The sequence below is a fragment of the Flavobacterium hibisci genome (genome assembly GCF_020026925.1).
GTDB lineage: Bacteria > Bacteroidota > Bacteroidia > Flavobacteriales > Flavobacteriaceae > Flavobacterium > Flavobacterium hibisci.
Map to the genome: position 1 here is coordinate 226,057 of NZ_JAIQDW010000003.1, position 13,932 is coordinate 239,988.

The following is a 13,932-nucleotide window of genomic DNA, read 5'->3' on the forward strand; positions in this document are numbered from 1 at the left end:
GGCTTAGTTTTGAACTTTTTTTGAAGGAACATAATCTAAAATTAAACGCTGATTAGGGTTTAAATACTTTTTAGCGACTTCCCTGATTTCTTCCCGGGTAATAGAATGGTAGATGTCGATTTCAGTGTTTATAAGATTTACGTCTCCATAAAGCAAATAATAAGAAGCTAAATTTTCTGCAATTCCTTCGACGCTTGAATTGGCATTGACGAAATTATTATCAAATTTATTTTGTAATTTTTGATAGTCTTTCTCAGAAATCAAATCCGTTTGGATTTTTACGATTTCTTCGTCCATTTCTTTTAAGATGTCTGTTGTAGTGTATTTACCCATTGGCAAACCATATAAGATGTACATTCCGTAATCTTCCTGACTAAAACCAACAGCACCGATCTGAAGTGCCATTTTTTTGTCATCCACTATTTTTTTGTATAGTTTAGAGCTTTTTCCGTCACTTAAATAGGAAGAAATTAAATCTAAAACCCTCGCGTCCCTTGTTTTCATTGATGGGGTTCTGTATGAAGCAACTACCATCGGAATCTGAATATTTGGATCTTCATAAGATGCTTTTATGGTTTGTGTAATCGGTTCTTCCGTATAAGTTTGTTTTTTCAAAACTTCCCCTTTCGGGATTGGTCCAAAATACTTCTGAATCCATTCTTTTGTTTTGGTTTTATCGAAATCTCCGGCAACAACCAAAACCGCATTATTTGGGGTATAGAATTTTTTGTTGAAAGCCTGAAACTCTTCAAGAGTCGCAGCGTCAAGATCTTGCATCGAGCCAATAGTCGTCCAGCGGTATGGGTGGTTTTTGAACATGTGTTTTTTGACCTCAGGCAAAATATTTCCGTACGGCTGATTGTCGTAACGCATTCTCTTTTCTTCTTTTACAACTTCATTTTGAGTGTCAACGCCAATTTTATTAATAATTGGGTGCATCAAACGTTCAGATTCCATCCATAATCCTAATTCTAAACTGTTTGATGGAAAAACTTCATAATAATAGGTTCTGTCATCAGAGGTGTTGGCATTGTTTACACCTCCATTTGCGGTAACGATTTTCATCCATTCTCCGCGCTTTATATTTTGGGTTCCTTCAAATAATAGATGTTCAAAGAAATGTGCAAAACCCGTTCGGTCAGGTCGCTCGTCTTTTGAACCTACATGATACATTACAGAAGTAACAACCACAGGGGCAGAGGGATCGTTGTGCAGAATAACATGCATGCCATTGTCTAAATTGTATTCTTCGAAAGCTACTTTTTGGGCATGAGCTACTCCGCCGAGTATTATTGCAGCACTTAACATCATTATTGATTTTTTCATAAAGATTAATAATTTATTTTACCTAATTAATAAGTGTAGGTATTCAAGAGTTGGTTTATGTTACATCAAAAATAAGTTTTTTTAGCCATCATTTAAGAATAGGTGTTTATTTAGGTGTATTTTAACAATCTTTTACTTTTGAATCCATCTAAAGATATAGTGCAAAGTCCTGAAAAGCAGACTTAAAAGGCTTAAAAATATTTTTGAAATAAGGGATTGCACAGTAAATTATTAATTGTATATTTGCAACCTTAAAAATCAATAAATCAATTTGGTATGTATGCAATCGTAGAGATAGCAGGGCAACAATTTAAAGTAAGCAAAGACTTAAAGGTTTATGTTCACCGTTTGGCTAATGAAGAAGGTTCAAAAGTTTCTTTTGACAAAGTTCTTTTATTAGATGATAACGGAAGCGTAACTTTAGGCGCCCCAGCTATAGAAGGTGCTTCAGTAGAAGCTAAAGTGTTACAACACTTAAAAGGTGATAAAGTTATCGTTTTCAAAAAGAAAAGAAGAAAAGGATACAAAAAGAGAAATGGTCACAGACAATATCTTACACAAATTGTAATTGAAGGTATTACTGCAGCAGGCGGAACTAAAAAAGCAGCAGCTAAAAAAGCAGTTGTAGCAGAAGAAGCTCCGGCTACTGAAGCTGAAGCAGCTCCAAAAGCAAAAAAAGCAGCAGCTCCAAAAGCAAAAAAAGAAGCTAAAGAAGAATAATAACAATATTTAAACTCATACGTCATGGCTCACAAGAAAGGTGTCGGTAGTTCGAAGAATGGTAGAGAATCAGAATCAAAACGTCTAGGCGTTAAGATTTTTGGTGGACAGGCTGCTATTGCTGGGAACATCATCGTTAGACAAAGAGGTTCAAAACATAATCCAGGTGAAAACGTTTACATCAGTAAAGATCACACTTTACATGCTAAAGTTGATGGAGTTGTTAAGTTCCAAAAGAAAAGAGATAACAAATCTTATGTATCTATCCTTCCATTCGAAGCATAATCATTAGATAAATTATTATAGAAAACCCGATCTGAAAAGATCGGGTTTTTTGTTTTATAAAAAAGCAAAGTTTGTTTTAACCATATAATATAAGTTCATTTAATAATTGCGTTCCCATTTTCTTTGATGTTTGTCATTTATGGTGACATTATAATCGATCATTATTTGTAAAAGAAAAACCTTTGTCTAAGTTTTACACTTTGACAAAGGCTGTTTGATGATTGGAATTTGGAATTTCCAAGATTGAAATTTGATATTGCTATTGAATTTTGATATTGTTATTTCTCAGCATCCTGAGTTTCTTCCAGGTCTTCAGTATGTCTGCCAACTTTTACTTTTGGGTTATTCTGTGTTCCGGTAACAGTCAGTGGAATTCCAAATATTCCTAACGGAGGCAGTCCTAAACGCATTTTCAAGTTCAGTTTTCCATCCAGACTTGTTGTACCTTCTATTCTTGGTCTGAATCCGGCAAATTTAAATTTAAAGCGTTCAACAGTCATGATGTTGTTTTTGATTGTACTTTTGATATCAACTCTGGAAACATCAGGATTTTTTATGGCTTCAGAGCTTGTTTTTTTGCTTACTGCATTAAACATTTTCAATCCTCTTATTTTTACATCTTTTACAGAAAGTGTTCCGCCGCCTGCAAAGGACGAATAAACAGGTTCCATACTTCCGTTTAAGCGACCTTTTAATTTATAATCCAAAGAAACAATTCCTTGCGCTTTTTCAGCAGCACTGGCCATTTTTCTAAATACTTCAATTTCATTATACGCCCTTTTAATATCAAAGTCTGACGCAGTAATGGCATAATCAAAATTTGCTTTTTGAGGAGTGACAGATTCATAACTGCCATTCATGCTGACATTGCAGCCAATTAAATTAAATCCTGTATTTCGCATGTTGAGTTTGCCATTTTTCATGCTTAAGTTTCCTCTTGCATTTTGAAGGTTAAGCTTGTCAAAATATACTTTTTGTGCATTTGTCATTAACTGCAGATTTAGATTCGCCGGAATTATGATAACTCCTGTCTGGTGCGTTGTAACAGGTTTTGTTTCAGTTTGAGGAACAGGATTTTTTGATGCAGATTTGTTCGTTTCTGTAGTTGACATAAATTCATCTACGTTAATATATCGCGCAGAAACTGTAAAAGAACCTTTTAGAATTCCGGTTTTAGTGATGGCATAATTAAAAACATTTTGCAGGTAGCCATTCATTTTAAAATCAGATTGTCCGTAAGCAGCCAAAAAGTTATTGAAGGACATTTTGTCCTGATTGATTTTAAAAATACCTTCTTTAATGATGAATTTTTTAGGAAGATATTCTGATGCAATTCCGATGTTTCGTAATTCAAGTGTTCCCTTATTGCTAAGTTTGCTGTAATTTCCTTTTGTTGCATCACTTTGTTTTCCTTTTAAAGCCAGATCAGCTTTTATAAATCCATCCAAATCAAGACCTTTTGTAGAAAAGACTTTGTATATTTTATTAACATCAAGCTCTCCTTTAGCTCTTATATCATAATGTAAATCATCAAAATTGTTCAGGTCTGCTGATACAAAAACAGGTTTTCCTTCAAAAGTAAACTGAGCAGGTTTTAGTTTCACTTTTAAATCATCAAAAGTGCCTTTTTGATTGTCAATTGTAGTTTTTACAACAATATTTGTAATTGGATTTGGGTAATATTTGGTTTTAACATATCCATTATTTAAATCAATAAAACCTTTTGTGGTTGGAAAAAGTCTGTTTTTTTGATCAAATTTTCCATTGGTTTTAATGTCTCCGGTCAATGTGCCTTTTAAGGTAATTCCTGGAATTCCTAAAGCGTGGCTTAATTTGTCAAGATCAATTTTGGCTTTAAAATCACCATTTATATCAGGAGTATTTGCTCCTTTTATATAAAATTTTGATTTTAGATAATCTTTATTAATGTTCAAAGACAAATTTTTAGCATCAACAATTAAAAGATCCGGATTTAAAGATGGGATTTTTGTTTTAATGTACAAATTCAAATCTGAAACCGGAAAAGCACTTTTGTCATAATTTACAAATCCGTTATCTATTTTCACATCTAAATTTAAATCAGGTGCTATATTTTTTGAAGCGATATAATCTCCTTTTAAAGTAAAAAGTAAATTAGTATTTCCTTTTAATTCGGTTTTAGAAAGCCAGGTAATATATTTTGGAGGAAATGCAGTGAAAATATCATACAAATCGCTATTGTCAGATTTAATAACAAAGTCCATATTGTAACCATCTTTCAAAAAGTCGAATTTTCCTTTGAAATCAACCAAAAGCTGATTGATTTTTAGGTTATTCTGTTCAAAGAAAAACGATAATGAATTTACATTTACTTTCGTAATCAAATCAGCATCTATCTTTTTGTTCATCAGATAAGGCTCATCTTCATAAACAATATTTAGTTTTTCAATTTTGGCTTTTGAATATAAGTCGAAAACAGCCTTGTTTAAATCCCCTTTTCCTAGATAGTTAAATCCCAAAGCGTCAAAATGCACTTTGGTTGACTGGTCGTCGTAAATGATTTTGCTGTTCAAAATTTCAATTCTCTCCAGCTTTAAAGCAGTATCTGAACTGTCTTTTGATTTTTCCTGTTGTGAAGAAGATTTATAAATGTTGTAATTTGCCTCTCCTTTTGGATTCACTTTTACATTAATAAAGGAATCCGATAAATAAATCTGATCGATTTTTACTTCTTTGCTAAATAGCAGACTGGCGACATTAATTCCAAAAGAAACTTCTTTGGCTGTTATGAATTTTTCGTTTTTATAAGGCGCTGATCCATTTAGATGTAAATCATTTAAAGTCAAAGTTAACGAAGGAAAATGATGAAAAAAAGAAAGTGAAACATCAGAATAATTCAGTTCTGCGCTCAGTTTTTCATTGGCAGTCTTTTTAATCTGTTCCTTGATTTTATCGGCAAAAACAATAGGTGTCAAAAAAAGTAATCCCAAAACAACGACAAACGTTATTCCGGAATATTTGGCAATTTTTAATAAGATAGATTTAGTTTTATTTTTTGACATGAATACTATTGAGAAGTGGTTTAAAAATAATAATTAAAAGTGTGGATTATCCGTGAACAGTTTCGTTTTTTCCGTAATTGGTAATAATAGAACCTTCATATTCAATCCACTCTTTCCAGCGTTTGTCGATATCTATATTGTCTTGATATTTTCTGGCAAATCCTAAAAATGTGGTATAATGTCCCGCTTCAGAAATCATCAAATCACGATAAAATTTAGCCAGTTCTTCGTCTTTTATATTTTCTGAAAGCACTTTAAAGCGTTCGCAGCTTCTGGCTTCTATCATTGCTGAAAATAATAAGCGATCGCAAAGGGCATCTTTACGGCTGCCATCTTTTTTCATGAATTTAAAAAGCTCATTTACATAATGATCCTTTCGCTCCCGCCCCAAAGTCAGGCCTCTTTTCTTGATTAAATTGTGAACCATTTGCAGGTGTTCCAGTTCTTCTCTGGCAATAACAAGCATTTCGGTTACCAATTCCTCTAATTCAGAGTTATACGTAACTAAGCTTATCGCGTTTGAAGCTGCTTTTTGCTCACACCAGGCATGATCCGTTAAAATTTCTTCGATATTGGATTCAACGATATTTACCCAACGAGGATCTGTGGCTAATTTTAATCCTAACATAATTCTGCAGATTTATATTTGCAAAATTAGTTCTTTTTTATCAGCTTAAATCAGGAAACATCATGTAAATACGCTTAAAAATGCATTATTTTGTAGTTCAAACAATTAAAATGAATCCAACAAAAAAACTTTTAATCATTGGCTTTGTATGGCCTGAACCAAATTCTTCTGCTGCTGGCGGAAGAATGATGCAGCTAATTTCAATTTTTCGTGAAAATGAATTCGAAATCACTTTGGCAAGCGCTGCACAGGACAGTGATTTTATGGTTGATTTGTCTGAATTTGGTGTTGAAAGAAAATCAATTGAGCTGAATAATTCGAGTTTTGATAATTTCATAATAGAACTTGATCCGGATGTTGTTTTATTTGATCGTTTCATGATTGAAGAACAATTTGGCTGGCGTGTTGCAGAAAATTGCCCAAAAACCCTTCGGTTATTAGATACAGAAGATTTACATTGTTTACGAACAGCAAGGCAAAAAGCTTTAAAGGAAAACCGAACTTTTGAGTTGACGGATTTACTTTCTGAAGAAGTAGCAAAACGCGAAATTGCCAGTATTTTAAGATGTGACTTGAGTTATATAATTTCTAAATTCGAAATGAAGGTTTTAAAGGATATTTTTAAAATGGATTCCGCTTTATTACAATATTTACCCTTTTTAGTTGAAGAAATAGAAGAAGAAGAGTTGTTGGTATTACCTTCTTTTGAAGAACGGCAGCATTTTGTTTTCATCGGAAATTTTCTGCATGAACCCAATTGGAATACGGTTCAATATTTGAAAGAAGCCATTTGGCCTTTAATTAAAAAAGATTTGCCAGAAGCTGTCCTGGAAATCTATGGAGCTTATCCTTCGCAAAAAGTATTACAATTGCATCAGCCTAAAAACGGGTTTTTTATCATGGGAAGAGCAGTAGATGCAAATGAAATAATAAAAAAATCAAGAGTTGTCCTGGCGCCAATACGTTTTGGAGCAGGTTTAAAAGGTAAATTATTAGAAGCGATGCAATGCGGAACACCAAGCGTAACTTCAACAATTGGTTCTGAAGCTATGCATGAAAATTTGTCTTGGAATGGTTTCATTGAAGATAATCCAGATGAGTTTGCTAAAAAAGCAATTTTACTTTATCAGGATGAAAATCTTTGGAAGCAATCTCAAAAAAACGGAATTGCAATTATAAACGAATGTTATTCAAAAGATAAATATTCGGAAAAATTAATAGATAGGGTTAATTTATTATTGAATGACTCTGAAACGCATCGCCTTCATAATTTTATGGGAAGCCTATTGCAGCATCACACTTTAAAAAGTACAAAATATATGGCAAAATGGATAGAGGCAAAGAACAAAAATTAAACGTCCATTTTTCCAAAACCAACTGTCTCACGATACATTTGAGGTGAAATATCGGCATTGGTTTTAAAGAAACGGCTGAAGTAATGCTCGTCATCATAGCCCAGTTCATATGCTATTTCTTTGACGGTTTTACTGGTCAGGTATAACTCTCTTTTGGCTTCGATAATAATTCTTTCCGAAATTAAATCGGTTAACGTTTTATTAAAATAATTCTTGGATAGTTTTGCGAGGGCTTTGGAAGAAATATTCAACAAGTCAGCATAATTTCCTGCAGAATGTTTGGTTTTGAAATTCAATTCAATCGCATCTTTTAAGTTTTGAAGAATAACAGGCTCTTTTGAATCTGGAACCGAATTCATTTCTTCCAATTGTTCTGTCTTTAATCTTGATGCTGTGATTAAGAATATTTTCAAATACGAAATCAGTAGTTCGTATTGCGCCAATTCAGCATTTAGAATCTCGGCTTTCATTTGGTCGATAACCATATTAAAAGTCAGTTCAGCCTGCTCCGTAACTTTTACATAAGGCGGCTGATAAATATTGTTGAACAAAACACCGTTGCACGAAACTTCTTTTTGATGCATATGAATGCAATAAAAATCAGGGTGAAAGTGAATCGCGATTCCTTCAATTGGCTCGCTTACACAAAGCATAAAAGGCTGATAAGGAGAAAAGGCGAGGAGCGAGTTTTCTTCAAAATGATGTTCTGCAAAATCGGCTTTGACTTTGCCTTTTCCTTTGGTTACCCAAATTAAAGAGTAATAATTATTGCGCTGTAAATGGTCAAAATGAATATTGTCTTCAAATGGAAGAATTTTAAATGCTAAATTTCCGGTTTTCGGATTTATTAAAGTGTAAACATTTTGAGAACTCATAAAGGGCGGTTTTAAAAATATAAAGATAGGCATGAAAATAATTCACCACTATCTTTATAAATTGATTTTTGTTATTATGTTATTCTGAAATTAAATTGCTGGAAAGTCAATTTCAGTATTAGCGACATTGTTGAAATAATTTGTCAGCACATTCAAAGCGACGTGAGCAATAGTTTCAGCGATTTCAGCATCTGCAACTCCTGCATTTTTAGCTTTATTTACATCTTCATCATTTACTAAACCATTTTTGCTGATTAAAGTTTTGGCCAATTGTAATATCGCTTCTGTTTTTGGATCTGTAGAATTTCCGGATCTTGCTGCTTTTAAAACTTCCGGATCTGCTTTAATTAATTTTTCTCCAATAAAAGTGTGAGCTGCTAAACAGTAATCACATGAGTTGCTTTCTGAAACGGCCAAAGCGATTAATTCTCCTGTTTTCGCGCTTAATTTTCCGTGGCTTAAAGCTCCGCTTAAGTTTAAATATCCTTCTAAGACTGCTGGAGAATTACCCATTGTTCTCATCATGTTCGGAACAACTCCTAGTTTTGCCTGTACAGCGTTGAACAAATCTTTAGTTTTTCCTGTTACTTCTTCCGGGTTTAATGCTGTTAATCGTGTCATTTTATTTAATTTTTAATTGTTATTATTTGTTGTTGTCTTTTGACATTACAAAGGTGCGACGATTACAGATTTTAGAAAATGGAGAATTGGCGCTATGTGATGGACAATTTTCCCTCTTTTTATTTTGAGGTTAAAAAGTGTGATTTTTTTCAGGAGCTAATCCCGCTATTCGTTACAATCTTTTGTGGCGAACCCCGCCACAAAAGGATTTTCACTTCTATCGGGGCTAGGGCTCTCATTTTCATAAGAGTGTTCTTCGTTATTTTTGTCATTTCGACTGAAAGGAGAAATCACACTAGAAATTCCGTAAAGTTATATCGCTAATCTTTGTGGTTACGATTGTGATTTCTCCCTACGGTCGAAATTGACAGACAGCAGCGTATAAAAAAAGAGATTATCCTTTATGAATAATCTCTTTTGAAATTTATAAATATGAAGAATTTTACTTCAAAACATCTTCAATAGCCTGAATAGTCGTAGCGTGATAACCAGGTTTTGCTTTCTCAAAAACCTCTTTCGCCCAAATTTTTCCTTCAGGAGTTTTAACCATTTCTTTGTAAAGCATTATGACAGATCCAGTTCTGCTGATTCCAATTAAAAATTGCTCAATTGCAGGATAAGCCGGCTTGTATTGATGACGAATTGCCTGAACAAACCACTGACGTTTGATTATGAAATTTCCACCTTTTGTAAAGTTGAATTCTTTATCAATAGCTTCCATTTCTGCAACTGTAATATCCGCTGGAAGATGATCTATAAAATGCTGTTTTTCTGCAGTTGTAGTGATTTTTTTGCTTAAACCTGCAACACCGGTTTTTCTCCAGTTGTTTTGGATTTTATCAATAGCATCAAAATCTGCTGAACTTACAGGGGTTATATTTGATGGAATTCCCGGTTTGTAAATCCAGTCTCCTAATTTAATTTTATCGGCTAAAGCTTTGTCGCCTTTAATAAGATTTTCGTTGATATACTTTACGAAATCTTCTGTTGTAATAGATTTGAAAGCGTGGGCATCAAAATAGTTTTTAATAAACGGATCGAATTTTTCACGTCCCACAGCATTTTCAATCATTCTTAAAAAAGCATATCCTTTTACATACGGAATCATACTTATTCCGTCATCAGGATTTCTTCCCGTCAAACTCACTTTTAATCTTGTGTCCGGACTTGTGTTTCCATATTCAGCAACATTATCAACTAGCTCTTTGTTGGTGATAACGTTTTGCATTTCAAATTCTTTCTTTCCAAAGATAGCTTCTCCAATTCTGTGTTCTACATAAGTGGTAAAACCTTCATTTAGCCAAATATCATCCCAGGTTGCGTTGGTCACTAAATTTCCGCTCCAGCTGTGGCCTAATTCATGTGCTAATAAACTTGTTAACGAACGATCTCCCGCTATTACGCCAGGAGTTAAGAAAGTTAAGTTTGGATTTTCCATTCCGCCATAAGGAAAACTTGGCGGCAAAACCAAAACATCGTAACGTCCCCAACGATACGGACCGTATAGTTTCTCTGCTGCAACAACCATTTTTCCAAGTTCAGCAAATTCCCAAGCCGATTTTTTAAGCATCGATGGTTCTGCGTAAACTCCGGTTCTGTTATCAATAGATTGAAATGCAATATCCCCAACAGCAATTGCCATTAAATAAGACGGAATTGCTTTGTATTGTTTGAAAGTATAAACTCCAGTATCATTTTTCTTCTGTGGATTTACAGCACTCATCACAGCCAATAAATCTTTAGGAACTGTAACTTTTGCATTGTAAGTAAAACGAATTCCAGGCGAATCCTGACACGGAATCCAGGTACGAGACCAAACGCTTTCTCCTTGAGAGAATAAAAACGGATGCTTTTTGTCAGCTGTTTGTTCTGGTTTTAACCATTGCAAAGCAACAGCGTCTTTAGTTGTACTGTAGTAAATATTTACTTTAGTTGTGTTGGGTTCAATAGTAATATGAAGTGGTTTTCCGTGAAATTCAGTATCTTTTCCAAGTTCGAACTTGGTTTCTTTTTCTTCGTCTCCTAAAGTTACTTTGGTAATATTTAAAGTGTTTTCATCAAAAATAATTTCATTTCCTTTACTGATATTATCAATCAACCAGGACGCTTTTCCTGAAATAGTCTGGGTATCAAAATCAACTTTAATATCAAGATCCAGATGCTTGACCACAGCGAGTTCTGGTTTAGAATAGCTGTGTTCATCGGTAACAACTGCTTGTTTTTCGGTTTGCTCTTTTTTCTGGCAGGCAATTACTGTTAGAAATAAAGCTACAAGGATTAGTTTCTTCATTTTATGAGTTTTTGAATTTGAGGATGGAAATTAAACAAAAAATCCCGTCCCGAAAAACTTCGGGACGGGATTTAATTATAAAATTTACAGCTAATTACGCCAGCATAGTAACCGGGCTTTCGATGTATTGTTTTAATGTTTGTAAGAACTGAGCTCCCGTAGCACCGTCAATCGTTCTGTGGTCACAAGCTAATGATAGCATCATGGTGTTTCCAACTACAATCTGACCGTTTTTAACTACTGGTTTCTCAACAATTGCACCTACAGAAAGGATTGCAGAGTTTGGTTGGTTGATAATTGAATTAAATTCAGTAATACCAAACATTCCAAGGTTAGATACTGTAAAAGTACTTCCTTCCATTTCTTGTGGTCCAAGTTTTTTGTTTTTAGCTCTTCCAGCAAGATCTCTAACGCTTCCGCCAATTTGAGATAAACTCATAGCATCTGTAAATTTCAATACAGGAACTACTAATCCATCTTCAACAGCTACAGCAACACCAATGTTTACGTGGTGGTTGATGATGATAGCATCTTCTTTCCAGGTAGAGTTGATTTTTGGGTGTTTTTTCAATGCTAAAGCACAAGCTTTGATTACCATATCGTTGAAAGATACTTTTGTATCAGGAACGCTATTGATAGCAGCTCTAGCTTGCATTGCTTCGTCCATGCTTACTTCAATCACTAAGTTGTAGTGAGGAGCAGTGAATAATGACTCAGAAAGGCGTTTTGCAATGATTTTACGCATTTGAGAGTTTTTGATCTCTTCTGTGTAAACTTCTCCGGCAGGAACAAATACTTTCGAAGCAGCAGCTTTAGTTTCTTCTGCTTTTGCAGCTGGTGCAGAAGCATTAGAAGCAGGGGCAGCTTGCGTAGATGGAGTAAAGTTTTCGATATCGCTTTTTACGATACGTCCGTTTTCTCCAGAACCTTTAACTTGAGATAATTGAATTCCTTTATCAGAAGCAATTTTCTTAGCCAATGGTGAAGCCAAAACTCTTCCGTTAGAAGTTTCAGCTGCAGCTTCTGGTGCTTTTTCGGCAGCAGGAGCTGCTTTTGTTTCTTCAGCAGGGGCGCTTGCAGGTGCAGCACCTCCGGCAGTATAGTTTTCAGCAATTCCGGAAATATCAGTTCCTGCAGGTCCGATGATAGCTAATAAGCTGTCAACAGGCGCAGTGCTTCCTTCCTGAATTCCGATGTATAATAAAGTACCAGCATTGAAAGACTCAAACTCCATAGTAGCTTTGTCTGTTTCAATTTCTGCTAAAATATCGCCTTCAGCAACAGCATCACCTACTTTTTTCAACCAGGTTGCAACTGTTCCTTCAGTCATGGTATCGCTCAAACGAGGCATAGTTACCACTACAACCCCTTTTGGTAATTCAGCTGCAGTTTTAGCAGGAGCAGCAGTTTCTGTTTTTGCTTCAGCAGCAGGAGCATCTGCTTTTGGAGCTTCAGCACCAGTAGCGTCACCACCGGCTAAAAGAGCAGAAATATCTTCCCCTTCGTTACCAATGATGGCTAATAATGAATCAACCGGAGCAGTTTCTCCAGCCTGAATTCCAATATGTAAAAGAGTTCCTTCATTGAAAGATTCGAACTCCATTGTTGCTTTGTCTGTTTCAATTTCAGCTAGGATATCTCCTTCGCTAACTTTGTCGCCTACTTTTTTTAACCAAGTCGCTACCGTTCCTTCCGTCATAGTATCGCTCAAGCGAGGCATTGTTACTTTTATAGCCATAATATAATGTTATAGTTTATGAGGTGTAAATGGATAGTCTTCTTGTGCGTATACTACATCGTATAATTGTTGTAAGTCTGGGTATGGAGATTCTTCAGCGAATTTCTGACACTCTTCAACCAAGTCTTTAACTCTTTGGTCGATTACATCGATTTCTTCTTGTGTAGCATATTTTTGATCCATAATTACATCAAGAACCTGAGTAATTGGGTCAATTTTTCTGTACTCTTCAACTTCTTCTTTAGAACGGTATAATTGAGCATCAGACATCGAATGCCCTCTGTAACGGTATGTTTTCATTTCAAGGAAAGTTGGTCCGTCTCCACGACGCGCTCTTTCGATAGCTTCGTGCATTGCTTCGGCAACTTTTACAGGATTCATTCCATCAACAGGTCCGCAAGGCATTTCATAGCCTAAACCTAATTTCCAGATGTCAGTGTGGTTTGCAGTTCTTTCTACAGAAGTTCCCATTGCGTAACCATTGTTTTCAACGATAAATACAACGGGTAATTTCCATAACATCGCCATGTTGAAAGCTTCGTGTAAAGAACCTTGTCTTGCAGCTCCGTCACCAAAATAAGTCATAGTTACACCGCCAGTTTCAAAATATTTATCAGCGAAAGCTAAACCAGCTCCTACCGGAATTTGTCCTCCAACGATTCCGTGACCTCCGTAAAAACGGTGTTCTTTTGAGAAAATGTGCATAGAACCTCCCATACCTTTAGATGTTCCTGTTGCTTTTCCTAAAAGCTCGGCCATAACACGTCTTGGGTCAACTCCCATACCAATTGGCTGAACGTGATTTCTGTATGCAGTAATCATTTTGTCTTTAGTCAAATCCATAGCATGTAAAGCTCCGGCTAATACTGCTTCCTGACCATTGTAGAGGTGAAGAAATCCTCTGACTTTTTGTTGGATGTATAATGCTGCAAGTTTGTCTTCAAACTTTCTCCAAAGCAGCATGTCTTCATACCACTTTAAGTAAACCTCTTTTGTAACTTCTTTCATCTGAATTCTTTCTTTTGCTAAAGTTGTTTTTTTGTGTTATCAATA

General features: G+C 35.0%; 11 protein-coding genes. 3 read left to right on the forward strand and 8 right to left on the reverse strand.

Going from position 1 to position 13,932, the window contains the following annotated elements; genetic code table 11:
- Nucleotides 1–3 precede the first annotated feature (3 nt).
- Complete coding sequence (locus tag K8B81_RS04960; RefSeq protein WP_223679433.1) at nt 4–1,326, reverse strand: M16 family metallopeptidase; 1,323 nt, start codon at nt 1,324–1,326, stop codon at nt 4–6.
- Nucleotides 1,327–1,602: 276 nt separating this feature from the next.
- On the opposite strand from K8B81_RS04960, the gene rplU reads away from it, so the two are divergent.
- Nucleotides 1,603–2,046 carry a 50S ribosomal protein L21 gene (gene rplU, locus K8B81_RS04965; protein WP_025539466.1) on the forward strand — a complete coding sequence of 148 codons (444 nt, stop codon included), beginning with the start codon at nt 1,603–1,605 and terminating at the stop codon, nt 2,044–2,046.
- 24 nt (nt 2,047–2,070) lie between these two features.
- Nucleotides 2,071–2,331: a 50S ribosomal protein L27 gene (gene rpmA, locus K8B81_RS04970; protein ID WP_025539465.1), complete on the forward strand. Its 261-nt coding sequence runs from the start codon at nt 2,071–2,073 to the stop codon at nt 2,329–2,331.
- Between the two features lie 278 nt (nt 2,332–2,609).
- On the opposite strand, the gene K8B81_RS04975 is transcribed toward rpmA, so the two are convergent.
- Entirely contained in the window at nt 2,610–5,372 is a 2,763-nt protein-coding gene (locus tag K8B81_RS04975) for an AsmA family protein (RefSeq protein ID WP_223679435.1), read from the reverse strand.
- A 46-nt stretch (nt 5,373–5,418) separates the two neighbouring features.
- Complete coding sequence (miaE, locus tag K8B81_RS04980; RefSeq protein WP_223679437.1) at nt 5,419–6,000, reverse strand: tRNA-(ms[2]io[6]A)-hydroxylase; 582 nt, start codon at nt 5,998–6,000, stop codon at nt 5,419–5,421.
- 110 nt (nt 6,001–6,110) lie between these two features.
- On the opposite strand from miaE, the gene K8B81_RS04985 reads away from it, so the two are divergent.
- Nucleotides 6,111–7,355, forward strand: a complete 1,245-nt coding sequence (locus tag K8B81_RS04985) for a glycosyltransferase (protein ID WP_223679439.1) — start codon at nt 6,111–6,113, stop codon at nt 7,353–7,355.
- On the opposite strand, the gene K8B81_RS04990 is transcribed toward K8B81_RS04985, so the two are convergent.
- From K8B81_RS04990 to pdhA, 5 genes are all read right to left on the reverse strand, one after another.
- The gene (locus K8B81_RS04990; protein ID WP_223679440.1) at nt 7,352–8,230 is read right to left on the reverse strand and encodes a helix-turn-helix domain-containing protein; all 879 of its coding nucleotides are present in this window, start codon (nt 8,228–8,230) and stop codon (nt 7,352–7,354) included. The two genes, K8B81_RS04985 and K8B81_RS04990, sit on opposite strands and share 4 nt — an antisense overlap.
- 90 nt (nt 8,231–8,320) lie before the next feature.
- Entirely contained in the window at nt 8,321–8,851 is a 531-nt protein-coding gene (locus tag K8B81_RS04995; protein WP_223679450.1) for a carboxymuconolactone decarboxylase family protein, read from the reverse strand.
- Between the two features lie 442 nt (nt 8,852–9,293).
- On the reverse strand, nt 9,294–11,141 hold the full coding sequence (locus tag K8B81_RS05000; RefSeq protein ID WP_223679452.1) for a hydrolase/aminopeptidase: 1,848 nt from the start codon (nt 11,139–11,141) through the stop codon (nt 9,294–9,296).
- Between the two features lie 94 nt (nt 11,142–11,235).
- On the reverse strand, nt 11,236–12,879 hold the full coding sequence (locus K8B81_RS05005; RefSeq protein WP_223679455.1) for a pyruvate dehydrogenase complex dihydrolipoamide acetyltransferase: 1,644 nt from the start codon (nt 12,877–12,879) through the stop codon (nt 11,236–11,238).
- 9 nt (nt 12,880–12,888) lie between these two features.
- A complete protein-coding gene (gene pdhA / locus K8B81_RS05010; protein WP_025572856.1) occupies nt 12,889–13,887 on the reverse strand; it encodes a pyruvate dehydrogenase (acetyl-transferring) E1 component subunit alpha in 999 nt (332 codons plus the stop codon).
- Nucleotides 13,888–13,932: the final 45 nt, after the last annotated feature.

Coding starts and splice junctions, on each gene's coding strand:
- K8B81_RS05000 (WP_223679452.1), bottom strand. CDS start 11,141: ATGAAGAAACTAATCCTTGTAGCTTTATTTCTAACAGTAATTGCCTGC.
- K8B81_RS05005 (WP_223679455.1), bottom strand. CDS start 12,879: ATGGCTATAAAAGTAACAATGCCTCGCTTGAGCGATACTATGACGGAA.
- rplU (WP_025539466.1), top strand. CDS start 1,603: ATGTATGCAATCGTAGAGATAGCAGGGCAACAATTTAAAGTAAGCAAA.
- pdhA (WP_025572856.1), bottom strand. CDS start 13,887: ATGAAAGAAGTTACAAAAGAGGTTTACTTAAAGTGGTATGAAGACATG.
- K8B81_RS04975 (WP_223679435.1), bottom strand. CDS start 5,372: ATGTCAAAAAATAAAACTAAATCTATCTTATTAAAAATTGCCAAATAT.
- K8B81_RS04960 (WP_223679433.1), bottom strand. CDS start 1,326: ATGAAAAAATCAATAATGATGTTAAGTGCTGCAATAATACTCGGCGGA.
- K8B81_RS04995 (WP_223679450.1), bottom strand. CDS start 8,851: ATGACACGATTAACAGCATTAAACCCGGAAGAAGTAACAGGAAAAACT.
- K8B81_RS04990 (WP_223679440.1), bottom strand. CDS start 8,230: ATGAGTTCTCAAAATGTTTACACTTTAATAAATCCGAAAACCGGAAAT.
- rpmA (WP_025539465.1), top strand. CDS start 2,071: ATGGCTCACAAGAAAGGTGTCGGTAGTTCGAAGAATGGTAGAGAATCA.
- miaE (WP_223679437.1), bottom strand. CDS start 6,000: ATGTTAGGATTAAAATTAGCCACAGATCCTCGTTGGGTAAATATCGTT.
- K8B81_RS04985 (WP_223679439.1), top strand. CDS start 6,111: ATGAATCCAACAAAAAAACTTTTAATCATTGGCTTTGTATGGCCTGAA.